The organism is Porphyrobacter sp. TH134, assembly GCF_002855495.1.
Classification (GTDB): domain Bacteria; phylum Pseudomonadota; class Alphaproteobacteria; order Sphingomonadales; family Sphingomonadaceae; genus Erythrobacter.
In genome coordinates this window covers 96485-121235 of record NZ_PKRO01000006.1, presented here as the reverse complement: position 1 = coordinate 121235, position 24751 = coordinate 96485, and the positions used below count along the sequence as shown (strand labels likewise).

Here is a 24751-nt window from a genome sequence, read left to right as displayed (position 1 = left end):
CGATACGTTGAAATGTCGCGCAGCTGCGCGCTGGCTCATCCCATCAGCGCAGGCAAGCCGAACCTTCAGGTAAAGTTCCACGGTGTAAATCTCCCTGCCCTCCCGCTCCCGCAAAAGGGCAAAGTGGACGACTTTTACGCCGCCCGCAGCAACACTTCGTCGCCGCTACCGTGGTCTAATTTTGCACCGCCGTTCTCACTTGGCTGCGCAGGCAGTGGCGGCGAGCGCGGCGGCGATGGCGAGGGCGAGCGAGCGGGCGGCAGCTTGGCGCATCATGGGTGATCGTCTCCATGCATGGCAGGGGGAGGAGCGGAGCGCCGCAAAAGCGCAGTTCCTGCCATTCTGGTGGCAAGGTCACCTATATTACGATTTCAATCAATCGTAATAATTCATGGTGGACAAATGACGCAAAGGGGGGGATGTTCGCAGCCGCAACATAGGGGACGAATCAATGCTCCACTTGGCCCGCCGTGCGGCCCGCTTCATGCTCCTCGCCTGCGCACTGGCGGTGGCGGCTTGTTCAGGCAGCGAGGAGCAGGCCGCCGTGCCCCGCACCGAATTCGCCATCGGCTGGTCGATCTATGCCGGGTGGATGCCCTGGCCCTATGCCGAGCAGGCCGGGATCGTGAAGAAGTGGGGCGACAAATACGGCATCACGATCAAGTTCGTGCAGGTGAACGACTATATCGAGAGCGTGAACCAGTACACCGCGGGCAAACTGGACGGCGTGACCGTCGCCAATATGGACGCGCTGACGATCCCCGCGGCAGGCGGCAAGGACACCTCGGCGATCATCCTCGGCGATTATTCCAACGGCAACGATGCCGTGCTGCTGAAGGGCGCTGACAGCGTGGCCGGGATCAAGGGGCGGCAGGTCTACCTCGCCGAATTGTCGGTCTCGCACTACTTGCTCGCCCGTGCGCTGGAGACATCGGGCATGAAGCTGACCGATGTGAAAACGGTCAACACTTCCGACGCCGATATCGCCGCGGCTTTCAGTGCGCCTGATGTGACGGCAGCGGTGGCGTGGAACCCGCAAGTGACCACCATGAAGAGTGTAGCGGGGACGAAAGCCGTGTTCACCTCGGCCGATATTCCGGGCGAGATCCTCGATCTGATGGTGGTCGATACCAAGGTGCTCGCCGCCAACCCCAACTTGGGCAAGGCGCTGGCAGGAATCTGGTACGAAACGATGGCGCTGATGGCCAAGCAGGATGCCGAAGGCGCAGCCGCGCGGGCCGCGATGGCGAAGCTGGCGGGGACTGATGCGGCGGCTTTTGAAGGTCAGCTTGCCACCACCTTCCTCTACGCCGATCCCAAATCCGCGCTGGCCGCGATGGCCTCGCCCGATCTCGTCACCACCATGACCCGCGTGCGCGATTTCAGTTTTGCCCAAGGGCTGTTCGGGGCAGGCGCTCGGTCGGCGGATGCCGTGGGGATGAGCTTCCCCGGCGGCAAGACGCTGGGCGATGCCAATGCGATAACCCTGCGGTTCGATCCGACCTATATGCAGGCCGCCGCCGACGGGGCGCTCTAGGCCGATGCGCTGGGTAACCGCCACGCCGGCGCGCAGCAGGGCTATCTTGCTGGGCGCCGCGCCGTTGGCGGTTCTGGCGCTCGGCTATGTTATCGCGGCTGCCGCGCGCCACGCCGATAATCCAGCGGACAAGATCCTGCCGCTGCCCGGCGCGATGGCGGCGGCGATGGCGGGCCTGCTGTTCGAAGCCGATCCGCTGTCGGGTCAATACCTGTTCTGGGCCGATACCATCGCCAGCCTGTGGCGGTTGGGGTTGGGGTTGGGCCTTGCGACCCTCTCGGCCTTGTTGGTAGGCCTGGTTCTGGGCGTCTTGCCTCCGGTCAGGGCCACATTGGGCCCCCTCGTCACAGCAATCGCCGTGGTCCCGCCAGTGGCTTTGCTGCCGATCCTTTTCATCGTGTTTGGATTGGGCGAGACGGCCAAGGTGGCGTTGATCGTGATCGGGGTCGCGCCCTTCATGATCCGCGATGTGGCCGGGCATATCGCGGCCTTGCCGCATGAACAGGTGATCAAGGCCTTGACCTTGGGCGCAAATTCGTGGGGCGTGATGCTGCGGGTGGCGCTGCCGCAAGCCATGCCGCGGCTGATCGCGGCGCTGCGCCTGTCGCTGGGACCGGCCTGGGTGTTCCTGATTTCGGCCGAGGCTATCGCCGCCGATGTCGGGCTGGGTTACCGGATCTTTCTGGTGCGCCGCTACCTCGCGATGGATGTGATCCTGCCCTATGTCGTGTGGATCGCGCTGCTCGCGGTGGTGATGGACTTCGTGCTCGCACGGGCCAGCCGGCGGATGTTCGGCTGGGCCCATCTGGGCGCGCGCTGATGGCCTTGCTCAGCCTCAAGAACGTCTGGGTCGAATATGGCGACAAGGTCGTGCTGGAGCGGATTTCGCTCGATATTGCAGCAGGTTCCTTCGTTTCGATTATCGGGCCATCGGGCGCTGGCAAAAGCAGCTTGTTACGGGTGATCCTCGGCCAGGAACGGCCGACACGCGGGCGGATCAGCCTGGCCGATGCACCGCTGCCAGCGGAATGCGGGCCGGACCGGGGGGTGGTGTTCCAGCGCTATTCGGTGTTTCCGCATCTGACTGTGCTGGGGAACACCCTGTTGGGGCTGGAATTTTCCGCCTCCCCCTTCACCGCCCGCCTGATCGGCAGCGCGCGCCGCGCGGCCATTGCCGAAGCCGAAGCGATCCTTGCCTCGGTCGGGTTGGCGGACAGCATGAACCTTTACCCGGCGCAAATGTCGGGCGGAATGCAGCAGCGTCTGGCGATTGCGCAGGCGCTGATCAAACGGCCCCGGATCTTGTTGCTGGATGAACCCTTCGGCGCGCTCGATCCGGGCATCCGGTCAGATATGCACAAACTCATCAAGCAGTTGTGGCGAGACCACGGGCTGACGATCATCATGGTCACCCATGACATCAAAGAGGCGTTCTCGCTCGGAACGCGGGTGCTGACGCTCGACAAGCGCCGCCATGATCCGCACGCGCCGCACCGGTACGGGGCAGGGGTGGTCTATGACCTGGCCTTGACGCGCAAGCAGGCTGACGAGGCTGCTGATCCAGCACTAACGGCTGAGGTGAATGTTGGTATTACGATTGACACGGTTGGTAATAATTGAAATGATCGTGCCATGACCACCGAGCCATCTCGTCTTGCCCGCCTCAGCATGAGTCTGCCGGCTGAGCTGTTCCGTCAGCTCGACATGATGGTGGAAGAACGCGGGCTGCCGTCGCGTTCGCAATTGATCGCAGAACTGATCCGTCACGCGCTGGCCGAACATGAGGCGCTGACCCGGCCGGACGATATGCTCGCCGGGACAGTGACCATCGTTTACGCAGGCGGCGGGCGTGTGCGCCAGCAATTGGCAGACACCCAAACCGATTATCTCAAAGAAGTCATCTCGTCCCAGCACGTCTTCCTTGAAGAGGACCAGTCGCTTGAAGTGCTGCTGGTGCAGGGCCCGGCCGTGCGGCTGAAGCAGCTGTGTGACGCGCTGCGCGCGATCCGCGGCGTGCAGCAATTGCAGCTGGTCAGCACCACGGCATTGCTGCCGCCGCTGCATGAACAAGATGGGCCGCATGCCCGCCCGGAAGCTGCGGAATGAGCGGAACGGCCGATCCCAAGGCGGCGCGCGATCATGCCCGCGCCCAAGGGGGCACGCGGGTCGAAGCGATGCCGACCTTGCCGCCTGTCGCGGGCGACCTGCCCGAAGGTGTGGCAGCCGATGACCTGCTGTGGGAAGAAACCCTTGCCCCCGGCGGATATGCCTCCCGCCGGATCGCGCGCGGCACACGGCTCAGGCTGATCGACACGGCAGGCGACGCCTGCGCCAGCCTCAACATCTTCAATGCCGAACTGCCGACCGAACGGCTGAACGTCGCTGACACAGTCAAGGTCCAGTGGAACGCTTATCTGTCGCCGGGCAAGCTGTTGCTCAGCGACATGGGCCGCGTGATGGCGAGCATCCTTGCCGATGATGCCGGCACGCACGATACCTTTTGCGGCGTATCAAACGCCGCCAGCAACCTGCGCAAATATGGCGAGGGCCGCAATTCCGGCGCCTACCCCAATGGGCGCGACCGGCTGATCCTCGGTGCGGCCAAGCACGGTCTGACGCGGCGCGATGTCCATCCTTGTGTGACCTTGTTCAAGGGCGTGCGGATCGAGACTGACGGGGCCATCACGCCCGTCATCGGCCCGTTTGCGCCGGGCCGGCAGGTCCTGCTGCGCGCTGAGATGGACGTGATCGTGGTGATCGCCAATTGCCCCCACGTTATGGACCCGCGCGAAGACTGGCGCAGCACGCCGCTGCGCGTCACCGCCTGGCGCGGCCCGATCACGGCTGAACAAGACCCTGTGCGCAATGCCACACCAGAGGCTAGCCGCGCTTTCCTCAATACCGAGGACTACTACCGCCGATAACCCGCTCAAAAAGCAAGGCACAGCATGACCAGCGACCCGGCCCTCTCCGGCCTTTCCGGCTCCATCATCCACGATGAAATCGTGCCAGCCCGTGCGCCCTGGCTGCATCATGTCGTGGCTGGCGAGGTGCTCCGTATCGTCGATGTCGAGGGCAATCAGGCGGTCGATTTCCTGATCTATGCCGCGGCTGACGATGCCGAGCGATATTCGGCGCAGGACACGGTCGCGGCGCAAGGCAATCTGTTCCTGCGCAATGGTTCTGTGCTGCTGTCGAACGAGGGGCGCCCGCTCATGACGATCATCGCCAGCGCAGTGGAATATCATGACACGATCGGGGGCGCGTGTTCGTGTGAATCCAACACCTTGCGCTATGGCCATCACACCAAGTCGCAGCACGCCTGTGTCGACAATTTCCTTGAGGCCAACCTCACTGAGGGGCGGGGCAAGCGGGACATTGTCAGCAACATCAACTTCTTCATGAACGTGCCGGTCGAGGAAGACGGCACGCTTGGCATTGTCGACGGCATCTCCGCGCCGGGGCTTACGGTCGATTTGCGCGCCGAGATGGACGTGATCGTGGTCGTGTCCAACTGCCCGCAGATCAACAACCCCTGCAACGGTTTTAACCCGACGCCGGTGCGGATGATCGTGGCTGCATGACGTTCGGCACCGTCCTCATTGCCAACCGGGGTGCGATTGCAACGCGCATTATCCGCACCTGCAAGGCAATGGGGCTGCGCAGCGTGGCGGTCTATTCCGAGGCGGATGCAGGCTCGCTCCATGTCAGCGCGGCGGATGAGGCGGTGTGCATCGGGCCGGGCCCAGCGGCGCAAAGCTATTTGAATATCGAGGCCATTCTGGCGGCGGCCAAGGCGACGGGCTCAGGCGCAATCCATCCGGGCTATGGCTTCCTCGCCGAAAACGCGGCGTTTGCGGAAAGCTGCGCGGCGGCAGGGATCGCCTTCATCGGCCCGACGCCTGACAATATCCGCACCTTTGGCCTCAAACACTCCGCCCGTGCGCTGGCCGAAGCACAGGGCCTGCCGCTGGCACCCGGCACGGGCCTGCTGACTGGCGAGGACGAAGCGGCCGTGGCTGCCCTGAGGATCGGCTATCCCGTAATGCTGAAGGCCACGGCAGGCGGCGGCGGGATCGGGATGCGCATCTGCAATTCCGAAGCCGAGGTGCGCGAAGGCTATGCCGCAGTTGTCCGCCAGGGTGAGGCGAGCTTCGGCGATGCGGGCGTCTTCCTCGAACGCTACATCGCTCGCGCGCGGCATATCGAGGTGCAGATCTTTGGCGACGGGCAGGGCCGGGTGATGGCGCTGGGCGAGCGTGACTGCTCGCTGCAACGGCGCAACCAGAAGGTGGTGGAAGAAGCGCCCACGCCGTGCCTCAGCCCCGCCAAGCGCGCCGAATTGATCGCCGCCGCTGTGCGGTTGGGCGAAGCGGCGGGGTATCTGTCGGCTGGCACGGTCGAGTTCCTGTACGATGCGCAGCGCGACGATTTCTTCTTCCTCGAAATGAACACCCGGCTTCAGGTCGAACACGGCGTCACCGAGGAGGTGATGGGGATCGATCTGGTCGAATGGATGATCCGGGGCGCAGCGGGCGATTTCGCGATGCTCGATGCGCCTGCGCCGACACCGCAGGGTCACAGCGTGCAGGTGCGGCTTTATGCCGAAGATCCGGGACAAGACTATCGGCCGACCACTGGCACGCTGGTCAATGTCGCCTTTCCCGAAGCGATCCGCGCCGAGACGTGGGTGATGGCGGGCACCGAAATCAGCGCCCTTTACGATCCGATGCTCGCAAAACTCATCACCCATGCGCCGACCCGCGAAGGTGCCATCGGCGCGATGCAGGCGGCGCTGGACGCGAGCTGGATCGACGGGATTGAGACCAACCTCAGATGGCTGCGTGATGTTGTGCGGCATGAGGGCTTTGCCAGCGGAGACGTGTCGACCCGCCTGCTTGATGGCGTTGCCTATGCGCGGCGCGCAGTGCGGGTGATTGCGGGCGGCACGGCGACATCTGTGCAGGACTGGCCGGGACGGCTCGGCCTGTGGGATGTGGGCGTACCGCCCTCAGGACCGATGGATGACCGGTCATTCCGTATCGGCAATCTGGTCCTTGGCAATCCGGAAGGCACGGCGGGGCTTGAAGTCACCGCCAGCGGGCCGACCCTGCTGTTCGAGGCGCCTGCGACCATCTGCCTGACCGGCGCGGATTTCGATGCGACGCTGGACGGCGTTGCTTTGAAGCGGGGCGTGCCGATTGTCGTTGCTGCCGGGCAGGCGCTGGCGCTGGGCCGGGCCAGCGGCGGGGGGATGCGCGGTTATATCCTGTTTGCAGGCGGGCTGGACGTGGTGCCCTATCTGGGAAGCGCGGCGACCTTCACGCTTGGCCAGTTCGGCGGTCATGCTGCGCGCGGGCTGCTGGCAGGCGATGTGCTGCATCTGGGCACCGGTAGCACTGGCGAGGGCATCGCCGCCCCATTGCCCGAATTCACCCAGACATGGGAACTGCGCGTCCTCTACGGTCCGCACGGTGCGCCCGATTTTTTCACGCCCGGAGACATCAACCGCTTCCTCGAAGCCGAATGGCAGGTGCATTACAACTCCAACCGCACCGGGGTGCGCCTTGTCGGCCCCAAGCCCGAATGGGCGCGGCGCGATGGTGGCGAGGCGGGGCTGCATCCCTCGAACATCCACGACAATCCCTATGCCATTGGCGCGGTGGATTTCACCGGGGACATGCCGATCATTCTGGGGCCGGATGGGCCTTCGCTGGGGGGGTTCGTGTGCCCCTTTACCGTGATCGCGGCGGACCGGTGGAAGATCGGACAATTGAGCCCGGATGACCGGCTGCGTTTTGTCCCGGTCACCATTGCTGACGCCATGACGGCAAACGCCGCGCCGCTGACCGCGCTGTCCGCTCCGCTGCCCGCGCGCACCATTACCGATCTTTCGCCCATCCTTGCCCAGTTTCCCGCGCACGGGCCGCGCCCGAGGACGACTTACCGCCAGCAGGGCGACCGCAACATCCTCGTCGAATATGGCGATATCGTGCTCGATATCGAGCTGCGCATCCGCGTCCACGCGCTGATGCAGGCGCTGGAGGCGATGGCCCTTCCGGGTGTGATCGATATCACGCCCGGCATCCGCTCGCTGCAATTGCACTTTGACGGCACCACGCTCGATCAACCGCAGGCGCTGGCGGCGTTGATGGCTGCCGAGGACGCGATGGGCGATCTGGCGGACTTCACCACGCCCTCGCGCATCGTCCACCTGCCGCTGAGCTGGCGCGATCCGGCGATTGAGCAAACCATCCAGAAATATATCGGCACCGTTCGCGATGATGCGCCGTGGTGCCCGGACAATATTGAGTTTATCCGCCGCATCAACGGTCTCGCCGATCCGCAAGCGGTCGAAGATCTGATCTTCGATGCCAGCTACCTCGTGCTCGGTCTAGGCGATGTCTATCTCGGTGCGCCGGTCGCCACCCCGGTCGATCCGCGCCACCGGTTGGTCACCACCAAATATAATCCCGCGCGCACCTGGACCCCTCCCAATGTGGTGGGGATCGGCGGGGCCTATATGTGCATCTACGGGATGGAGGGGCCGGGCGGCTACCAGCTGTTCGGGCGTACTATCCAGGTGTGGAACACGCACCGTCAGACCGATGCGTTCGTCGATGGCAAGCCTTGGCTGCTGCGCTTCTTCGATCAGATCCGCTTCTTCCCTGTCTCGGCTGACGAACTCACGGAATGGCGGCACGATTTTCCTACGGGGCGGCGGTCGATTGCGGTTGAGGAAACCACCTTCCGCCTTGCCGATTACCGTGCTTTCCTTGCCGATCACGCCGACAGCATCGCCGCCTTCGAGCGCGCCCGCACGGCCGCCTTCGATGCCGAACGTGCTGCCTGGCAGGCCTCGGGCGAGTTCGACCGGGTCAGCGATCTGCTCGATGGCGATGCGGGCGCGGGCGAGGCCGCGGCGATCGCAGTGCCCGAAGGCGCAGACCTGATCGAGGCACCGTTCGGCGGCTCGGTGTGGAAGCTGCTGGTTGCCCCGGGCGATGTCGTCAGCGAAGGCGATGTGATCGCGGTGATCGAGGCGATGAAGATGGAATGCCCCTTCGAGGTGCCGGCTAGTGGCACAGTGGAGGCGGTCTACATCGCGGAAAACCAGTCGCTGGCGCCCGGCGCGCCCATGCTGGCCCTGAGGAAGGCATCATGAGCGCCTTTGCGCGCCTCAGTGCGACCGCCATTGCGGCGGGCGTCAACAGCGGCGCGGCCAGCGCGTTTGACGTGATCGAACAAACGCTCGCCCGCCTGACTGCTTATGACGCGCATCAGCCGCAAATCTGGATCAGCCGCGCCGCGCCCGAAGCCTTGCGCGCCGCTGCCCGCGCGGTCGACGCGCGCGTGGCTGCTGGCGAGCATCTGCCGCTCGCCGGCGTGCCGTTCGCGGCGAAGGACAATATTGATGTGGCAGGATTGGAAACCACGGCTGCCTGCCCGGCCTTCGCCTATCAGCCAGAACGCTCCGCCACGGTTATCGAGCGGCTTGAAGCAGCCGGCGCGATCTGCGTTGGCAAGACCAATCTCGATCAGTTTGCGACCGGCCTTGTCGGCACGCGCAGCCCCTATGGCATTCCGCGCAACGCCTATAACCGTGACTATGTCAGCGGCGGATCAAGCTCCGGCTCAGCGGTTGCGGTGGCAGCGGGGTTGGTGGCCTTTGCGCTTGGCACAGACACGGCGGGATCAGGGCGGGTGCCAGCGGCATTCAATCACCTTGTCGGGTTGAAGCCCACCAAAGGCCGCTGGAGCACGCGCGGGCTGGTGCCGGCCTGCCGCACGCTGGATTGCATCACGGTGTTTACCGATACCTTGCCTGACGCGCAGGCTGTCGATGCGGTCATCGCCAGGTTTGATGCCGAAGACGCTTTTTCCCGGCCATTGGCCGATGTCGCAATCACGGGCCGCCGCATCGGCGTGCCTCGCCGCGACCAGCGGGTGTTCTTCGGCGATACCCAGGCCGAATATCTCTACGACCGTGCACTGGCAGTGCTGGCGCGTGATAACGCCATCATCGAAATCGACATCGCCCCGCTGCTCGAAGCAGCGCAATTGCTTTACGGCGGACCGTGGGTGGCCGAGCGTACCGCTGCCATCGCCCCGTTGCTGGCGGCAAACCCGCTCGCCATTGATCCCGTCGTGCGCGAAGTGGTCTCGCCCGGCAGCGCCATGCTGGCGACCGAATTGTGGAACGGCATCTACCGCCTGGCCGAATTGCAGCGCCACGCCGAAACCATGTGGGGCGCGGTCGATGTGCTCGCGTTCCCCACCACCGGGACCACGTATCGGGTGGCCGAACTGCTCGAAGCGCCGATCGCGCTCAACAGCAATCTGGGGCGCTATACCAATTTCGTGAATCTGCTGGATATGGCCGCGCTGGCGGTTCCGGCCGGCGCGCGGGACAATGGCACGGGCTTCGGGATGACCTTCATCGGGCCTGCGCACAGCGATCTTGCACTGATCGCAATTGCCCAAGCCTACCTTGCAGCAGCACAGTTGCCGCCTCCGCCTCCACTTGATCTGGGAGACCACATGGACACGATCAAACTCGCCGTCGTCGGCGCGCATCTTGAAGGCATGCCCCTGCACTGGCAGCTGACATCGCGCGGGGCCACTTTTGTCGGTGCCTTCACCACCGCGCCCAATTACCGGCTCTACGCCATGGCCGATAGCGTACCGCCCAAGCCCGCGCTGGTCCACAGCGAGGAGGGGGCTGCCATCGCGCTAGAGGTTTATGAACTCGACATGGCAAGTTTCGGCAGTTTCGTCGCCGAAGTGCCCCCGCCGCTTGCGATTGGTACGGTCGAGCTGGCCGACGGCAGCAGCGTAAAGGGTTTCGTGGCCGAACCGCGCGCGCTGACCGGCGCGCAGGACATCACCCATCTGGGTGGCTGGCGCGCTTACATCGCATCGCGTTGATCTGATGGCGGGGCGGCTGACAGATTGGCTGAAGGGCGAAAGCGGGGCGCATCCTGCCGCTGACGCGCTGGCCGAGCTTCGCGCCGCCAAGGAAGCTGCCGAGGCTGCCAACGAAGCCAAGACCCGCTTTCTTGCCAGCGTCAGTCATGAAATCCGTGCGCCGCTCAATGCAATCTATGGCTATGCCCAGCTGCTTGAACGCAATGACGGCAAGGACGCGCTGAATGCGGCGCGGGTGATCCGCCGCAGCGCCGAACACCTGTCGCATCTGGTCGAAGGCCTGCTTGACATATCGCAGGTCGAAGGCGGAGCCCTACGCTTGACGCGTGAGGCCATTCGCTTCCCCGAGTTCCTCACGCAACTGATCGACATGTTGCAATTGCAGGCGCAGGTGAAGGGGATAGCGCTGGTGCTGTCGCTCTCGCCGGGTCTGCCCGAGTTCGTCCATGCCGATCCCAAGCGGCTGCGGCAGGTGCTGATCAATCTGCTGACCAATGCGATCAAGTTCACCGATAGGGGTTCGGTGAAGCTCAAGGTCGATTACCGCAACCAGCTTGCGACCTTTACGGTGATCGACACGGGGATCGGGATTGCCGCTGAAGATACCCAGCGCATTTTTACGCCGTTTGAGCGGGTTGGCGGCGCGGCTGCCAAGCAGCCCGGTGTCGGCCTCGGCCTCGCCATCACTCAGGCATTGGTGCATATCATGGGGGGCGACATCCGGGTCGAGAGCACGCCTGGTGCCGGATCGCGCTTTACCGTCCGGCTGATGCTCTCGCAGCCGCTCAGCCCGCCGATAGAACCGGCGCCCGAGCCCGGCGCTGTGACCGGCTATGTCGGACGCGAGCGCTGGGTGCTGCTGATTGACGATGATTCGGCGCACCTTGCCATGGTCCGCCGTCTGCTTGAGCCGCTAGGATTTCAGGTGCGCACCGCGAGCGACGGTGAGACCGGTCATGCACTCGCCGCGCAGGTGCAGCCCGATCTGGTGCTGTGCGATGTCGCCTTGGCAGGCGAGAGCGGCTGGGATGTCGCCGCGCAATTGCGCCGCCGTCACGGCGCAGCCATGCGGATCGTCATGCTGTCGGGCGAAGGTCCACAGTCTGCCACCATCGCCGATCCGGACGGCCCGGCCAACGACACGTTCTTGATGAAGCCCTTTGATTTTACTGCACTGCTGGATGTGATCGCGGCGCAATTGGGGCTGGAATGGCTGCGAACCGCAGGCACCCCAAGCCTCGCGCCTGCACTCGTTTCGGCGCCTCTGCCAGCGATTTTTGCATCCCGCGCCGCTGCACATTGCGCCGAAATCGAACGACTGGTGCGCATCGGCCATGTTCGCGCAATCGAGGCCGAAATCGATGGGATCGCTGCCCTCACGCCCGAAGCTGCGCCCTTGGCAGAACAGATGCGCGCCGTGCTCGACAGCTTTGATCTGAAAGCGTTGGAGGCCCTCGCCAGAGCGGTGCAAGCCGATGCCGCATAGGGACTGTATTCTCGTCGTCGACGACAACCCGGACACGCTGCGCTTTCTGGTCGATACGCTGGAAGGCGAGGGGATGACCGTCCTGATCGCGCGCAGCGGCGAAGCCACGCTGGCGCTGCTGGACGAAGTGCAGCCCGATCTGATCTTGATGGATGCGATCATGCCGGGCATCAGCGGGATCGAAACGACCCAGGCCATCAAGCGCAAGCCTGCCACCGCGCACATTCCGATCATCTTCATCACCGGCCTTGGCGATCCCGAGCATGTCGTTGCCGCGCTGGGCACGGGCGGGGTGGATTATGTGCGCAAGCCCGTGGTGATCGAAGAACTGCTGGCGCGTATCAGGGTGCACCTTGGCAATGCCCGCGCGACCTTTCGTTCGCGCCTTGCGCTGGGTCTGGCGGGGCGCAGCATTGCTGCGCTGGATGCGGATGCGGGGCTGATCTGGTGCACCCCGCAGGCCGAGGCGCTGTTCGTGCAGCTTGAGCCAGGCTGGACTGCGGATCGCGGCACGTTGCCTCAAGCGCTCAATGGCCCGGTGCGCCCGCTGCTCGCCGCCTCATCACCCCATCCCCCAGCCAGCACGCGCGTGATGCTGCGCGGCATGGACATCGAACTGGCCACGCTTGAAAGCGATCGCCCCGGCGAACTGTTGTTGCGCATCACCGAAGTGCGCGAGGACGGAAAGATCGTCAGCTTGCAGAAACAGGGCGGCCTGACCCGCCGCGAGGCCGAAGTGCTGCTGTGGGTGAGCTATGGCAAAACCAACAAGACCATCAGCGAAATCCTCGGGATCAGTCCGCGCACTGTCAACAAGCACCTCGAACAGGTGTTTCGCAAACTGGGGGTCGAAACCCGCGCTGCTGCGACCGCGATCGCGATAAGATTCATGACGGACTGAGGCAGGTTTCGCCGCTGGCGGAGGGGCATTGCGGCCAGATCGGGCAAACTACGTCATTTGGCCACTTCCTCACAGGCGCAGGGTCGCCATGGCTGAGCGGGCGGGACGGGGACAATCCCTCGATTGGAGAGCGTGATGGCCGGAGTACAGGTGGGCAAGCGGATCATCGGGGCAGATGCCCCCGTGATCGTCGGCTGGGAGAACATCGGCCGGGTTGAAGGCGGGCCGATAAAACAGTTCGTGTTCACCTATTTCCAGCCCGCCATGCTCTTTGCTGCGATCCTGTTCTGGTATTACGCGCCCAACTGGCTGGCCGTCGCTTCCACCGCCATCGCCATTCGGCTGGGGTGGACGATCCTGTTGCTGGTGCTGGAGTGGGTCAACCCGCGCTACGAAAGCTGGCAGCTGACCTGGAAAGAATTTGCCTCTGACGCCTTTTACGTCGGCCTTGGCATGACCTTTATCGGCATGGCCGACAGCTACATCGGCGACGGCGCGATGATCAAGGCGGCGCAGAGCGCGTTTGATTGGGACAAGCTCAGCTGGTTCACCGGCTTGCCGCTGCTGGTGCAGGCAATCCTGATTTCGATGATCTTCGATTTCGGCCAGTACTGGATGCACCGCGCGATGCATAACTGTTATCCGCTGTGGCTGACCCATGCGCCGCACCATTACATCACCCAGCTCAACATCAACAAAGGCGCGGTCGGCAATCCGGTTGAGCTGTTTCTGATTGGCCTTGGCATCGGCGGAATGTTCGACTTCCTGCCGCGCGCCTTTCTGCTGGCCGGCGCGATCGGAATGACGGTGTCGGTCTATCAGCACATCAACGTGCGCTTCAACACGCCGCGCTGGTGGCGGTTCATCTTCAACACGGTGGAGCATCACTCCGTCCACCACTCACAGGATTACGAGGCAACCCGCAGCAATTACTCGGGCACCTGGATCATCTGGGACCGCATCTTCGGCACCTGCGTCGATGGCGAGGCCGAGGTGCTCGGCATGGAAGGCGGCCGCCGGATGCATATTGGCGAGACGATGGTGTTTCCGTTCCGTGAAGGTTGGCGCACCGCCAAGGCAGCGCTGGTGCGGCGGTTTGGCACAGCGCCTGCACCATTGGCGCAGCTGGAACCGGCAGAGTGAGCGAGTACGCAGCCCATTTGGCTCAGCTGCCCAACGCATCGCCCATGAAGCTTCCGATTATCGACCGGATCTGGCGGGTGCGCGGTGCAATTGCGATTGATCCGGTGCTGGGTGCAGACGAGGCTTTTGCCCGGCTGGATCCGCTGGTCCGCACTGCGGACACGGCGGTGCAGATCGAGGGTAACACCCTGACCTACGCCAAGGACAATCCGGCGGCGCAGGACAAACTGGCGACCTTCACGCGCGGTACACTGACGCTTGAACGGGTCGGCGCGGGCGCCGTGCTGCGCTTTGACCTGTTCAGCCACGCGCTCTTGATGGCGTTCCTTGCCCCGTTGCTATTCCTCGGCTTTGCCCAGCTCGCCAATGTCATCAATTCCTGGGAGAAAACGGGCGCCCAGGCCTCCGAGGCAGAGGAACCGTCCCGGCCGGTCAAAGCGCTCCATCCTGTGGATCAGTTCCTCGGCGCACCGGCACCCGATGATCCGAACAAGGCCAAGGACAAGGAAAAGGACGAAGGCCGCCATTCGCCGGACGAAGGCTATTTCATGGCCGGATTGTTTGCCGCCATTTATCTGGTGGGCCGGTGGCTGGAGCCGTGGCTGGCGCGGCGCAGGTTTCGGGCAGCGCTGTCGGGGCCGCCTGCGACCTGAGCGATTGTTCAGCACCGAGGCACCAAGCCCTCACGCGCTGCGGCTGACGACCTGAAGATTGCTTCTTGCACTATGGCGCTGCAACCCTTTTGGCTTCAAACCGTATCTCGATTGCACCCAAAGCAATTGATCGGTGCGCCAAGGGAATTAGCTACTGGCCATGCTTGAGAACCTCGACGCCTTGCTGCTCGCGCGGATCCAGTTTGCCTTTACGGTGAGCTTCCATTTCTTCTTCCCGGCCTTTTCGATCGGGCTGGCCAGCTATCTGGCCGTGCTTGAAGGCTTGTGGCTGAAGACGGGCAAGAGCGTTTATCTCGACCTGTTCAAATATTGGCTGAAAATCTTTGCCATCGCCTTTGCGATGGGCGTCGTATCGGGCATCGTGATGTCTTATCAGTTCGGCACCAATTGGGCCGTGTTCTCTGACAAGGCAGGGCCAGTCATCGGGCCGCTGATGGCTTACGAGGTGCTCACCGCCTTCTTCCTCGAAGCGGGTTTCCTCGGCGTGATGCTGTTCGGGATGAACAAGGTCGGCAAGAAGCTGCACTTTGCCGCAACCCTGATGGTCGCGCTGGGCACGTTTGTTTCGGCCTTCTGGATCCTGTCGGTGAACAGCTGGATGCAGACCCCCACAGGTTATGAGATCGGTGCCAATGGCCAGTTCCTGCCCGGCCCCAGCTGGTGGGATATCGTCTTCAATCCCAGCTTTCCGTATCGGCTCGTGCATACGGTGATGGCGGCCTATCTGACCACCGCCTTCGTGGTGGGCGCGGTGGGCGCATGGCACCTGCTGAAAGACCGCGCCAATCCGCACGCCCGCACGATGTTCTCGATGGCGATGTGGATGGCCGCCATCGTCACACCCGCGCAGATCTTCGCTGGTGACATGCATGGGCTGAACACGCTGGAGCATCAGCCCGCCAAGGTGATGGCGATGGAAGGTCACTATCAAAGCCACCCCGAAGGCGCGCCGCTGATCCTGTTCGGTATCCCGGACAGCGAGGCCAAGACGGTGCGTTACGCGATCGAGATCCCCAAGGCATCGTCACTGATCCTCAAGCATGATCTCAATGCGCCGATGGCAGGGCTCGATACCATTCCCGATGACCGGGAGCCGCCGGTGGGCACCGTGTTCTGGAGCTTCCGGGTGATGGTGGGGATCGGCTTTGCGATGCTCGGGATCGGGCTCTGGAGCCTGTGGGGCCGCCTGCGCGGACGGTTGTATGACATGCCCTGGCTGCACCGGGCTGCCGTGCTGATGGGGCCGAGTGGCTTTGCCGCTGTGCTGGCCGGATGGATCACGACCGAGGTCGGCCGCCAGCCTTTTGTGATCTACGGCCTGCTGCGGACAGCCGATGCGGCCAGCCCGCTCGATGCGCCGGCAGTTGCCGCCTCCTTGCTGGCATTTGTCGTGGTCTATTTTGCCGTCTTCAGCATCGGCGTGTGGTATATTCTCAAGCTGATGGGCAAGGCCCCGCACGCCGGCGAACCCGACATCAAGGTCGGCATCGACGGACCGATCCGAACCGCTGGGATCACGCCGGGGCCGACGCAGAACCCCGGCGGCGATGAAGCCCTGCCGACCGAGGCTCCGGCTGAGCGGGAACCTGTGTGATGGATCTCACCGTTATCTGGGCGTTCATCATCGCCTTTGCGGTTTTCGCCTATGTGGTGATGGACGGCTTTGACCTTGGGATCGGCATCCTGTTTCCCACTTTCCGCGTGGGCAAGGGCCGTAACCGAGCGATGAATTCGATCGCGCCGGTGTGGGATGGGAACGAAACCTGGCTGGTGCTGGGCGGCGGCGGGCTGTTCGCGGCATTTCCGCTGGCCTATGCGGTGATCCTGCCTGCGACCTATCCCCTGATTATTGCCATGCTGCTGGGCCTCGTATTCCGCGGCGTGGCGTTTGAATACCGCTGGCGCGATCCGGCGCATCAGAAGTTCTGGGATGCGGCTTTCTTTGGCGGTTCGCTGGTCGCGGCGATGTCGCAAGGAATGATCCTGGGCGCGCTGCTGCAAGGGATCAAGATTGACGGCCGCGCCTATGCGGGCAGCTGGTGGGATTGGCTGACGCCTTACACCTTCCTGACCGGCATCGGGACGGTCGCCGGCTATGCCTTGCTGGGCAGCACCTGGCTGATCTGGAAGCTGGACGGCGGGGCGCAGGCCCATGCGCGCTATGTCGCGTTTCGTGCGGGGATTGCCACAATCGCGCTGATGGGCGCCGTCAGCCTCTATAACATCACACTGAATGCCGAATATGCCGCCCACTGGCTGACCGCACCGCAAATCTACTGGGTCGCGCCGGTGCCGATCATCACCGGGCTCATCGCGGTCTCGATGCTCCGGGCGATTACCAAGGATCGCAATTCCAAGCCGTTCTGGCTGGCGATTGCGCTGTTTTTGCTCGGCATGGCGGGGCTGGGGGTGACGATCTTCCCCTATGTCGTTCCGCCCGGCCTCACAATCTGGGACGCTGCCGCGCCCGAACGCAGCCAGATTTTCATGCTGGTGGGCGTGGCGATCACCATGCCGCTGATCATCGCCTATACCGTGTGGGCCTATTGGGTGTTCCGCGGCAAGGTGGCGGACGAGGGGTATCACTGATGCTTGCGCCGCCGGAGAGAGAGCCCGAAGCTCCGTTGTGGCAGCGCCTGCTCTGGATGGCGGGTATCTGGACAGCAAGCGTCGCGGTGCTGGGCGCAGTCGCCTATGGCATCCGGCTGTGGATCGCGCCTTGATGGTCAAGGTCTGGTTCGATGGCGCTTGCCCGCTGTGCATCCGCGAAATTGCGCTGATGCGGCGCTTGGACAAGCGCGGGGCGATCACCTTCATCGATGTGGCGAGCGGCGCAGATCCCTCCTGCCCGATTGACCGCGCCACGCTGCTCGCCCGCTTTCATGCCGAGGAGCGCGGCGTGGTGCACTCCGGTGCGGCGGCCTTTGCGGTGATGTGGCGTGCGATCCCGCTGCTGCGTCCGCTGGGACTGGCCGCGCGCAATGCCACTGTGCTGCAGGTGCTGGAGGCGGCCTATCTGAAGTTCCTGAAGGTACGCCCGCGGCTGCAACGCTTCTTCGCTTAGAAAGCGCTTGCCCTGCGCCTGCTGATCGTCTGATCTGTTCCCATAAGAAAAAGTGGAGAGAACAGCCGCCATGAGCAATTTCGGCGCGATGCAGAACGAGATCTACAACGCCGGGCTGCGCGGCATCCTGCCCACCTGGCCGGTCGATTTCGCCACGCTGGAAAAGCGCGCGCATGAGGCCCTGGGGCCGAGCCTGACCAACTATGTCGCCGGCGGTTGCGGCGATGAACATACGCAGGACCAGAATGCTGCCGCTTTCCACCACTGGGGCATGGTGCCGCGGATGATGGTGGATTGCAGTACCCGCGATCTCAGCATTGAATTGTTCGGCCACCGCTACCCCACGCCGCTGTTTATGGCGCCCATCGGGCTGAACGGTGAGGCTTCCCAAGACCGGCACGGCGACATGGCCGCCGCGCGCGCCTCGGCATTGACGGGGGTGCCGTTTTGCGCCTCGACCCTCGCCAATGATCCGCTCGAAGATGTCAAAGCCGCCTGCGGGGATACGCCGGCATGGTTCCAGCTCTACACGCCCAAGAACAGGGAACTGGCGACCAGCCTGATCCGCCGGGCTGAGGATGCCGGATACAGCGCGCTGGTGGTGACGCTGGATACGTGGGTGACCGGCTGGCGGCCGCGCGATCTCAATGCGTCAAACTTCCCGCAGCTGCGCGGCAAGGTCTTGCAGAATTACTTTACCGACCCTGTTTTCCGCTCGCTGCTGGCGAGGCCCCCCGAAGAGGATCCGGCAGCGGCGATCTTTACCTGGGCGGCGACCTTCGGGCAGGTGCTGACGTGGGATGATATGGCGTGGTTCAAATCGGTGACGAAGCTGCCCATCGTGCTCAAAGGCATTTGCCACCCCGATGATGCCCGCCGCGCGGTCGATTGCGGGGCTGACGCGGTCTATTGTTCGAACCACGGCGGGCGGCAGGCCAATGGCGGGATCGCCACGATTGATCTGCTGGGCGATGTGGTCGCAGCCGCCGGTACGACCCCGGTGCTGCTCGATAGTGGGGTGCGTTCGGGCACAGATGCGGTCAAGGCGCTGGCATTGGGCGCGCGGGCGGTGGGCGTGGGGCGGCCTTACACCTATGGGCTGGCGCTGGGCGGCGCCGAAGGGGCCGCCTGGGTGCTGCGGACGATCCTTGCCGAAGCGGATTTGCTGATGGCCGTTAACGGCTATCCGACCTTGGCCGATGTGCGCGCCGCAGGGGCCATTCGCACGCATAGGTAATCGGGCTGAGGGCAACCCCGTTAACCAAGTTTGGTCTACGTTTTCCACAGATTCGCTGTTAGGATTGTGGCCATCACGAGCGAATCGGGGACGCAACCAATGACAAGGCCAACGATCTGGTCCAGCGGGCCAGACCCCATGCGCCGAACGGTGTGCATGCAGGACGAAAATTCGCGCCGGGCGCGCTATGGCCGGCTTCAGCCGATGGAAACGCGCAAGACGCTGCTGGCGCGGATCGCGGGGATTATTCCGCTGTCGTGACTATCCCGGTGGCCTGATCCTTCCGGTCAGCCGCCCGCCTTGGCGAGCATCACCAACTTGGTATCGGTGAAGGCGAGATAGCCTTCCTCGCCCCCTTCCGACCCAAAGCCGCTGTCACCGATCCCGCCAAAAGGCGTTTCGGGGGACGAGACGATGAGCTGGTTGATCCCCACCATGCCTGCGCGCAGGCTACGCCCCAGATAGTGGGCTTCGTCCAGATCGGCGGAAAAGGCATAGGCAGCCAGACCGTACCGCAAGCTGTTGGCAATCCCGACCGCTTCATCAATCGTATCAAATGGAACGATGCCGGCAATCGGGCCGAAGGGCTCTTCGGTCATGAAACGGCTGCCGGGCGCGGGGTTGGCGATCACGGTCGGCTGGAAGAAGAAACCGCTGCCCTGAATGACCGAACCGCCCGTAACCACTTCGCCGCGATTGCCACCGGCGTCGGCCACCACCTGCTCCATCGCGGCAATCCGGCGGCCATGCGCCAGGGGGCCCATGTCCACATTGTCATCCAAGCCGGGATCGCCGACTTTGAGCGCGCTGGCGCGGCTTGCGAATTCGGCGACGAAGCGGTCGTAAACCTCCCGCGCCACCAGAAACCGTGTGGGCGACACACAAACCTGTCCGGCATTGCGAAACTTTGTTGCCGCGCACATCGCCACGGCGCGATCGAGATCGGCATGCTGGCTGACGATCACCGGCGCGTGGCCGCCAAGTTCCGGCGTGAAGCGTTTCATGTGGCTGGCCGCGAGCGCACCCAACTGCTTGCCCACCGCGGTCGACCCGGTGAAGCTGACCTTGCGGGTGATTGGCGAGGCGATCAGGTATTCGGCGATCGGGCCGGGATCGCCGTGGACGAGGTTGAGCACGCCGCCGGGCAGCCCTGCATCAACAAAGCATTCCACCAGCAATTGGGCCGAGGCCGGGGTATTTTCCGCCGGCTTGAAAATTGCCGTACACCCAGCGGCCAGCGCGCCTGCGATCTTCTTGGCGGGCAGATTGACGGGAAAGTTCCACGGGGTCAGCAGCACGCTTGGGCCGATCGGTTCGTGGGTCACCATTTGCGCGATCAGCGCCGAGCCGCGCGTCGGGATCAGCCGGCCGCCCCGCCGCTTGGCCTCTTCACCAAGAAAGTCAATGACATCGCAAGCGGTGGTGATCTCGCCTACGGCTTGTGCGCGAGGCTTGCCCATCTCGGCGGTGATGACGCGGGCAATCGTATCGGCCCGCTCGCGCAGCAGATCGGCGGCGCGGCGCAAAATGGCATAACGCTCTGCCCCTGACGTGCTGCTCCACCCGGCAAAGGCGTTCCCGGCGGCGGCGAGTGCGGCATCAAGCTGCGAGGTGGAAGCCTTGGGGCACGGGCCGAGCACCGCCCCGGTCGCAGGGTTCACCACATCCATCGTGCCCGCCTCGCCGGACGTGATCCACGCGCCGTTGATGAACATTTTCACGGTCGGATAGGCGGTCATGGGAAGCTCGTTTCTGAGAGGACTGACAAATCCCAGCCTCCCTAGCGGGCTTTGCGGCGCGGCGGCACCACTTTTTGGCAGGGCTGGTAGGAGGCTGGACAGAGCAAGGCCGTGTCAAGCCGCAGGCAAGCAATCGCTTAACCTGCACAAACCGCATCACAACTGGCACTCGAACCGCTAGTGTTGCGATCCTTGCAATAGTCGGCACTCAAAAAGCAAATCAATGCGGTCCGCAACAAGGGATAGGAATGGCACGCTCGCGCGTTAGGTCACTGACGCAACTCGATATGAAACGAGCCAGACCATGAAGCCCTTCGATCCCCGTCCGCTGGTGCGGCAGAACAACCCCGATATCGCGATCGACACCCACGTCGCGCCGCAGGGCAGCAGCGACAAGATTGCCTTCGCCTTCGTGAAGCTGCTGCGCTTCTTCGCCGACCGCTTCTTTGCCAAGCGTTACGGTCACCGCGCCGTTGTGCTGGAGACAGTCGCGGCTGTGCCGGGCATGGTCGGGGGCCTGTGGCAGCACCTTACCGCGCTGCGCAAAATGCGCGATGATGATGGCTGGATCCGCACGCTGCTCGACGAGGCCGAGAACGAGCGGATGCATCTGATGACCTTCATCGAGATCGCCAAGCCCAGCTGGTTCGAACGCTATCTGATCGTTGCCGCGCAGCTGGTGTTCTACAATTTCTATTTCTTCCTATACCTTTTCGCTCCGCGCACCGCGCACCGGGTGGTCGGATACTTCGAGGAAGAGGCGGTTTACAGCTACACCCAGTATCTGGCCGAGGTTGATGCCGGGCGGCTGGAGAACATCCCGGCGCCGCAGATTGCGATCGATTACTGGCAGTTGGCCCCCAACGCCCGGCTGCGCGACGTGATCCTCGCGGTGCGCGCGGACGAGGCCGAGCACCGTGATGTGAACCACTATTTTGTCAGCGAGCTCGACAGCCGCAAGGCGCACCGTCCGCTGGAAGGGCAAACGGCGCCGTAAGGCATGTCTAGGCGGGGACCACCCGCTGCTCGATCGCGCCGAAGATGGAATGGTTGGCAGCGTCGCGCATTTCGATCCGCACGCTGTCGCCCGCCTGCATGAACGGGGTGGCAGGCGCGCCGGACGTAATAGTCTCGATCATGCGGATTTCGGCGATGCAGGAATAGCCCGCGCCGCCTTCTGCCACCGGCTTGCCCGCGCCGCCATCTGTACCCTTGTTCGAAACGGTGCCGGTGCCGATCACTGTGCCGGCACACAGGCTGCGCGTCTTGGCGGCATGGGCGACAAGCTGGGCCAGATTGAAGGTCGCGTCCACGCCGGCATTCGCGCGGCCGAAGGGCTGGCCGTTCAGATCGACCATCAGCGGCAGATGGATCAGGCAATCCGCCCACGCCTCGCCCAATTCGTCCGGCGTGACCGCGACCGGCGAGAAAGCGCTGGCGGGCTTGGACTGGAAGAAGCCGAAGCCTTTCTCAAGCTCGGCCGGGATCAGCCCGCGCAAGGACACATCGTTCACCAGCATCAGCAACTTGATATGCTTGGCCGCGTCCTCAATGGAAACGCCCATCGGCACATCATCGGTGATGCAGGCGATCTCGCCCTCCATGTCGCAGCCCCATGCGGGATCGCCCAAGGGGATGTCCTGACGCGGGCGCAGGAAGCTGTCCGATCCGCCCTGATACATCAGCGGGTCGGAATAGAAGCTGGCAGGCACCGTGGCTCCGCGCGCCTGCCGGACTAGTTCGACATGGTTGATATAGGCGCTGCCATCGGCCCATTGGAACGCGCGCGGTAGCGGGGAATGGGCCTGGCGTTCGTGGAAGCGTTCGCAAGGAACGGTCTCATGCTCGACATCGCGGGCGAGCACTTCCAGTTCGGGCGCAACCCGTGCCCAGTTGTCCAGCGCAGCCTGCATCGTGGGCGCAATATAGCCGGCAGCGCAACAGCGGGTCAGATCCTTGCTGACCACCACCAGCATGCCGTCGCGGGTGCCATTGTCGAGAGTTGCGAGTTTCATGGCAGGTTCCTTTGGTGGGCCAAGATCATTTGGCATCAATCTGATTGTCGGGGTGCGCTGCGGCAAAGGCGGGCAGGGCAAGGCAAGCGGCCTCGATCCGGGTCATGTGCGGACTGGCGCTAAGATCATATTGGAACCGCCGCGCATTGGCGAGCTGCGGGATCAGCACCACTTCAAACAGGCTGGGCGCATCGCCATGCAGAAAATCGCCGGTGCCAAGCTTGGCCAGTCGCGCTTCAACCGGGTTCAGCGTGCGTGCCAGCCAGTGGCGATACCACGTGTCGACCTCGTCCTGCGAATGGCCCAGCGGGTCTTTGAGATACTTCAGCACCGGCAGATTGTTGACCGCGTGAATCTCGGTGGCGATGCCATAGGCCAGTTCGCGCACGGTGAAGCGTGCTTCGATGTCTTGCGGCAGGAACGGGGCTTGCGGATAGGCTTCGTCCAGCCATTCGAGCAGTGCCATCGACTGCGCCCGGTCGCGGCCATCGGCCTCCAGCATGGGAAGCGAGCCAAACGGATTGCGCTGCGTGAAGGCCGCGTCCTTGTTTTCAGCTGTTACCAGATTGACCGGGACATTGTCATAGGCCAGCCCCTTGAGGTTAAGGGCAATGCGCAAGCGGTACGAGGTTGAGCTGCGGAAATAGCCATAAAGCTTCATGGTTGTGCCAGTGCCTGTGTCCGTATCAGTCATGGCTGGCCACCACTGGCGCTGCGGCAAGCCGCAAGTTGCGCACTACACTGGCTGCGCGACGCACGATCGGAATGTCCGAGATGATGGGTTATCACGATCACTGCACCGCTGGTGTGCCGTCCCTGCACGCGGCGTTCCTCCTGCCTGACTTATGTTTGCCCCAGCCTTTGCAGGCTTGGCGGCGCCGGGCAAGAGCCGCGTTGCCCGTTGCGGCGCAAACCGGAGCTCAGGTCGCAGCTCCGGCGCCCGCTCAGGCGCCAGCTCAGGCCGGGCTCATGACCCGGTTGATGGTGTCGAGCAGTTTGGCTGGCGGGCACGGCTTGGCCAGCGTGGTTGCACCGGGACAGCGCGCTGCGACCGCATGGGCGTTGCCCGCTTCGGAATGGAGTATGACCGGGACATTGTCGGCAATCAGCTTTTGCGCCAGTTCGTAAGACTGCCCATCGGCCAGTTCTACGTTCAGAATCGCCAGATCGGGCCGCTTCTTCTGGCAGGCGAGCATGGCCGAGGATATGCCGGCGTGCGGCCCTTCAACCTGAAAGCCCGCCTCTTCAAAGGTGTTACACAGGTCATGTGCGGTGATGAATTCATCTTCGGCAACCAGAATGCGCAATGCCATCAGTTTTCTCCCCCGCGTCTAACGACTCCCACAATCGGGACTGTAACACGGTTTGGACGTCAGGCTTCCGGTAATATCATCCATTCCTGCCGAATGCTGCTGCAAAGCCCGTTTCGTCGCCGGCAGCCAGCAGCTTGGCCTGCGCAACCCACTGATCGCGGGTGATGCGACCGGAAAAGCGGCCGAGCTGCGCATCGATCCGCGCAATATCGGCGGTATCCCATGCCGCAATCTGGGCAAAAGAGGTGACACCCAGCTGGCCGAGAAGTGCGGCGAGTTTCGGGCCGAGGCCCTTGATTCGGGTCAGATCGTCAGTCGCACCCGCACTGACGCTCGCAGCAGGGGCGGGGACAGAGGCCGGCACAGGATCAGAGACGGGGGCCACTGGTGCAGTGGGAACCGGTTCGGGGATAGGCACGGGGGAAGGCTCTGGCGCCGTTACCGCCGCAGGAGGCGCATCGATCAGCGCCTGATTGCGCGGCGCTGGCGCAGCGCCCTCGGCCAGCACATCACGTGCGAGCGGCGTGCCGCTGTCGTCCGCGATGACGCGGGCCTTGCGGCTGAACCGCGCGATCAGCCAAACGGCCAGTACCAGCGCAACCAGCCCGATCAGGATCAGCGGCAAATAGGTGGTCAATTCGGGGGACATGAGTGGGATCGTCTCCGACAAGAATCGCAAATGATGCTGCGCTTTAGCAGCCGATGGCCCCATCG

At 63.7% G+C, this 24751-nt stretch carries 24 protein-coding genes; 19 read left to right on the top strand and 5 right to left on the bottom strand.

Annotated elements, in window-relative coordinates; all coding sequences use genetic code 11:
* The first annotated feature begins 451 nt into the window (after positions 1-451).
* The 18 genes from C0V72_RS04815 to C0V72_RS16335 all read left to right on the top strand — a co-directional run bounded on the left by C0V72_RS04815 (position 452) and on the right by C0V72_RS16335 (position 19231).
* On the top strand, positions 452-1537 hold the full coding sequence (locus tag C0V72_RS04815; protein ID WP_101792086.1) for a putative urea ABC transporter substrate-binding protein: 1086 nt from the start codon (positions 452-454) through the stop codon (positions 1535-1537).
* 4 nt (positions 1538-1541) lie between these two features.
* Positions 1542-2357: an ABC transporter permease gene (locus C0V72_RS04810; RefSeq protein WP_101792085.1), complete on the top strand. Its 816-nt coding sequence runs from the start codon at positions 1542-1544 to the stop codon at positions 2355-2357.
* Entirely contained in the window at positions 2354-3157 is an 804-nt protein-coding gene (locus C0V72_RS04805) for an ATP-binding cassette domain-containing protein (RefSeq protein WP_101792098.1), read from the top strand. The genes C0V72_RS04810 and C0V72_RS04805 overlap by 4 nt, the downstream gene beginning before the upstream one ends.
* A 12-nt stretch (positions 3158-3169) precedes the next feature.
* The gene (locus C0V72_RS04800; RefSeq protein WP_101792084.1) at positions 3170-3643 is read left to right on the top strand and encodes a CopG family ribbon-helix-helix protein; all 474 of its coding nucleotides are present in this window, start codon (positions 3170-3172) and stop codon (positions 3641-3643) included.
* Positions 3640-4461 (top strand): urea amidolyase associated protein UAAP1, encoded by an 822-nt coding sequence (locus C0V72_RS04795; protein ID WP_101792083.1) that lies wholly within the window; start codon positions 3640-3642, stop codon positions 4459-4461. Before C0V72_RS04800 ends, C0V72_RS04795 begins: the two co-directional genes overlap by 4 nt.
* 24 nt (positions 4462-4485) lie before the next feature.
* Positions 4486-5121 (top strand): urea amidolyase associated protein UAAP2, encoded by a 636-nt coding sequence (locus tag C0V72_RS04790; protein ID WP_101792082.1) that lies wholly within the window; start codon positions 4486-4488, stop codon positions 5119-5121.
* On the top strand, positions 5118-8702 hold the full coding sequence (uca, locus tag C0V72_RS04785; protein ID WP_101792081.1) for an urea carboxylase: 3585 nt from the start codon (positions 5118-5120) through the stop codon (positions 8700-8702). The genes C0V72_RS04790 and uca overlap by 4 nt, the downstream gene beginning before the upstream one ends.
* On the top strand, positions 8699-10465 hold the full coding sequence (gene atzF, locus C0V72_RS04780) for an allophanate hydrolase (RefSeq protein ID WP_101792080.1): 1767 nt from the start codon (positions 8699-8701) through the stop codon (positions 10463-10465). Before uca ends, atzF begins: the two co-directional genes overlap by 4 nt.
* Positions 10434-11951, top strand: a complete 1518-nt coding sequence (locus C0V72_RS04775; protein WP_143704526.1) for an ATP-binding response regulator — start codon at positions 10434-10436, stop codon at positions 11949-11951. The genes atzF and C0V72_RS04775 overlap by 32 nt, the downstream gene beginning before the upstream one ends.
* Positions 11941-12852 carry a response regulator transcription factor gene (locus C0V72_RS04770; protein ID WP_101792078.1) on the top strand — a complete coding sequence of 304 codons (912 nt, stop codon included), beginning with the start codon at positions 11941-11943 and terminating at the stop codon, positions 12850-12852. The genes C0V72_RS04775 and C0V72_RS04770 overlap by 11 nt, the downstream gene beginning before the upstream one ends.
* Positions 12853-12987: 135 nt before the next feature.
* Complete coding sequence (locus C0V72_RS04765; protein WP_101792077.1) at positions 12988-13995, top strand: sterol desaturase family protein; 1008 nt, start codon at positions 12988-12990, stop codon at positions 13993-13995.
* 44 nt (positions 13996-14039) lie between these two features.
* On the top strand, positions 14040-14648 hold the full coding sequence (locus C0V72_RS04760; protein WP_101792076.1) for a hypothetical protein: 609 nt from the start codon (positions 14040-14042) through the stop codon (positions 14646-14648).
* A 160-nt stretch (positions 14649-14808) separates the two neighbouring features.
* Complete coding sequence (locus tag C0V72_RS04755) at positions 14809-16263, top strand: cytochrome ubiquinol oxidase subunit I (protein WP_101792075.1); 1455 nt, start codon at positions 14809-14811, stop codon at positions 16261-16263.
* Positions 16263-17258 (top strand): cytochrome d ubiquinol oxidase subunit II, encoded by a 996-nt coding sequence (gene cydB / locus C0V72_RS04750; RefSeq protein WP_101792074.1) that lies wholly within the window; start codon positions 16263-16265, stop codon positions 17256-17258. The genes C0V72_RS04755 and cydB overlap by 1 nt, the downstream gene beginning before the upstream one ends.
* A complete protein-coding gene (locus C0V72_RS04745) occupies positions 17258-17392 on the top strand; it encodes a DUF2474 domain-containing protein (RefSeq protein ID WP_101792073.1) in 135 nt (44 codons plus the stop codon). The genes cydB and C0V72_RS04745 overlap by 1 nt, the downstream gene beginning before the upstream one ends.
* Positions 17392-17733 (top strand): thiol-disulfide oxidoreductase DCC family protein, encoded by a 342-nt coding sequence (locus C0V72_RS04740; protein WP_101792072.1) that lies wholly within the window; start codon positions 17392-17394, stop codon positions 17731-17733. The genes C0V72_RS04745 and C0V72_RS04740 overlap by 1 nt, the downstream gene beginning before the upstream one ends.
* 70 nt (positions 17734-17803) lie before the next feature.
* Positions 17804-18970 (top strand): alpha-hydroxy-acid oxidizing protein, encoded by a 1167-nt coding sequence (locus tag C0V72_RS04735; protein WP_101792071.1) that lies wholly within the window; start codon positions 17804-17806, stop codon positions 18968-18970.
* 99 nt (positions 18971-19069) lie between these two features.
* A complete protein-coding gene (locus tag C0V72_RS16335; RefSeq protein WP_172438905.1) occupies positions 19070-19231 on the top strand; it encodes a hypothetical protein in 162 nt (53 codons plus the stop codon).
* Positions 19232-19257: 26 nt separating this feature from the next.
* Here the strand turns inward: C0V72_RS16335 and C0V72_RS04730 are convergent, their stop codons facing one another.
* The gene (locus C0V72_RS04730) at positions 19258-20709 is read right to left on the bottom strand and encodes an NAD-dependent succinate-semialdehyde dehydrogenase (RefSeq protein ID WP_101792070.1); all 1452 of its coding nucleotides are present in this window, start codon (positions 20707-20709) and stop codon (positions 19258-19260) included.
* Positions 20710-21013: 304 nt separating this feature from the next.
* Between C0V72_RS04730 and C0V72_RS04725 the strand changes: the two genes are divergently transcribed.
* Complete coding sequence (locus C0V72_RS04725) at positions 21014-21706, top strand: alternative oxidase (protein WP_101792069.1); 693 nt, start codon at positions 21014-21016, stop codon at positions 21704-21706.
* Between the two features lie 7 nt (positions 21707-21713).
* Here the strand turns inward: C0V72_RS04725 and C0V72_RS04720 are convergent, their stop codons facing one another.
* The 4 genes from C0V72_RS04720 to C0V72_RS04705 all read right to left on the bottom strand — a co-directional run bounded on the left by C0V72_RS04720 (position 21714) and on the right by C0V72_RS04705 (position 24686).
* The gene (locus tag C0V72_RS04720) at positions 21714-22724 is read right to left on the bottom strand and encodes a fumarylacetoacetate hydrolase family protein (RefSeq protein ID WP_101792068.1); all 1011 of its coding nucleotides are present in this window, start codon (positions 22722-22724) and stop codon (positions 21714-21716) included.
* Positions 22725-22749: 25 nt separating this feature from the next.
* Complete coding sequence (maiA, locus tag C0V72_RS04715) at positions 22750-23385, bottom strand: maleylacetoacetate isomerase (protein WP_101792097.1); 636 nt, start codon at positions 23383-23385, stop codon at positions 22750-22752.
* A gap of 295 nt (positions 23386-23680) precedes the next feature.
* Positions 23681-24037 (bottom strand): response regulator, encoded by a 357-nt coding sequence (locus C0V72_RS04710; RefSeq protein WP_101792067.1) that lies wholly within the window; start codon positions 24035-24037, stop codon positions 23681-23683.
* A gap of 76 nt (positions 24038-24113) precedes the next feature.
* On the bottom strand, positions 24114-24686 hold the full coding sequence (locus tag C0V72_RS04705) for a hypothetical protein (protein WP_101792066.1): 573 nt from the start codon (positions 24684-24686) through the stop codon (positions 24114-24116).
* Between the last annotated feature and the right edge of the window lie 65 nt (positions 24687-24751).

Bases quoted from the DNA above. Each gene is read 5' to 3' on its own strand.
- C0V72_RS04755 (WP_101792075.1), top strand. From the start codon at position 14,809: ATGCTTGAGAACCTCGACGCCTTGCTGCTCGCGCGGATCCAGTTTGCC.
- uca (WP_101792081.1), top strand. From the start codon at position 5,118: ATGACGTTCGGCACCGTCCTCATTGCCAACCGGGGTGCGATTGCAACG.
- cydB (WP_101792074.1), top strand. From the start codon at position 16,263: ATGGATCTCACCGTTATCTGGGCGTTCATCATCGCCTTTGCGGTTTTC.
- C0V72_RS04810 (WP_101792085.1), top strand. From the start codon at position 1,542: ATGCGCTGGGTAACCGCCACGCCGGCGCGCAGCAGGGCTATCTTGCTG.
- C0V72_RS04815 (WP_101792086.1), top strand. From the start codon at position 452: ATGCTCCACTTGGCCCGCCGTGCGGCCCGCTTCATGCTCCTCGCCTGC.
- C0V72_RS04730 (WP_101792070.1), bottom strand. From the start codon at position 20,709: ATGACCGCCTATCCGACCGTGAAAATGTTCATCAACGGCGCGTGGATC.
- atzF (WP_101792080.1), top strand. From the start codon at position 8,699: ATGAGCGCCTTTGCGCGCCTCAGTGCGACCGCCATTGCGGCGGGCGTC.
- C0V72_RS04710 (WP_101792067.1), bottom strand. From the start codon at position 24,037: ATGGCATTGCGCATTCTGGTTGCCGAAGATGAATTCATCACCGCACAT.
- C0V72_RS16335 (WP_172438905.1), top strand. From the start codon at position 19,070: ATGACAAGGCCAACGATCTGGTCCAGCGGGCCAGACCCCATGCGCCGA.
- C0V72_RS04705 (WP_101792066.1), bottom strand. From the start codon at position 24,686: ATGTCCCCCGAATTGACCACCTATTTGCCGCTGATCCTGATCGGGCTG.
- C0V72_RS04735 (WP_101792071.1), top strand. From the start codon at position 17,804: ATGAGCAATTTCGGCGCGATGCAGAACGAGATCTACAACGCCGGGCTG.
- C0V72_RS04795 (WP_101792083.1), top strand. From the start codon at position 3,640: ATGAGCGGAACGGCCGATCCCAAGGCGGCGCGCGATCATGCCCGCGCC.
- C0V72_RS04720 (WP_101792068.1), bottom strand. From the start codon at position 22,724: ATGAAACTCGCAACTCTCGACAATGGCACCCGCGACGGCATGCTGGTG.
- maiA (WP_101792097.1), bottom strand. From the start codon at position 23,385: ATGAAGCTTTATGGCTATTTCCGCAGCTCAACCTCGTACCGCTTGCGC.
- C0V72_RS04740 (WP_101792072.1), top strand. From the start codon at position 17,392: ATGGTCAAGGTCTGGTTCGATGGCGCTTGCCCGCTGTGCATCCGCGAA.
- C0V72_RS04765 (WP_101792077.1), top strand. From the start codon at position 12,988: ATGGCCGGAGTACAGGTGGGCAAGCGGATCATCGGGGCAGATGCCCCC.
- C0V72_RS04790 (WP_101792082.1), top strand. From the start codon at position 4,486: ATGACCAGCGACCCGGCCCTCTCCGGCCTTTCCGGCTCCATCATCCAC.
- C0V72_RS04745 (WP_101792073.1), top strand. From the start codon at position 17,258: ATGCTTGCGCCGCCGGAGAGAGAGCCCGAAGCTCCGTTGTGGCAGCGC.
- C0V72_RS04725 (WP_101792069.1), top strand. From the start codon at position 21,014: ATGAAGCCCTTCGATCCCCGTCCGCTGGTGCGGCAGAACAACCCCGAT.
- C0V72_RS04800 (WP_101792084.1), top strand. From the start codon at position 3,170: ATGACCACCGAGCCATCTCGTCTTGCCCGCCTCAGCATGAGTCTGCCG.
- C0V72_RS04770 (WP_101792078.1), top strand. From the start codon at position 11,941: ATGCCGCATAGGGACTGTATTCTCGTCGTCGACGACAACCCGGACACG.
- C0V72_RS04760 (WP_101792076.1), top strand. From the start codon at position 14,040: ATGAAGCTTCCGATTATCGACCGGATCTGGCGGGTGCGCGGTGCAATT.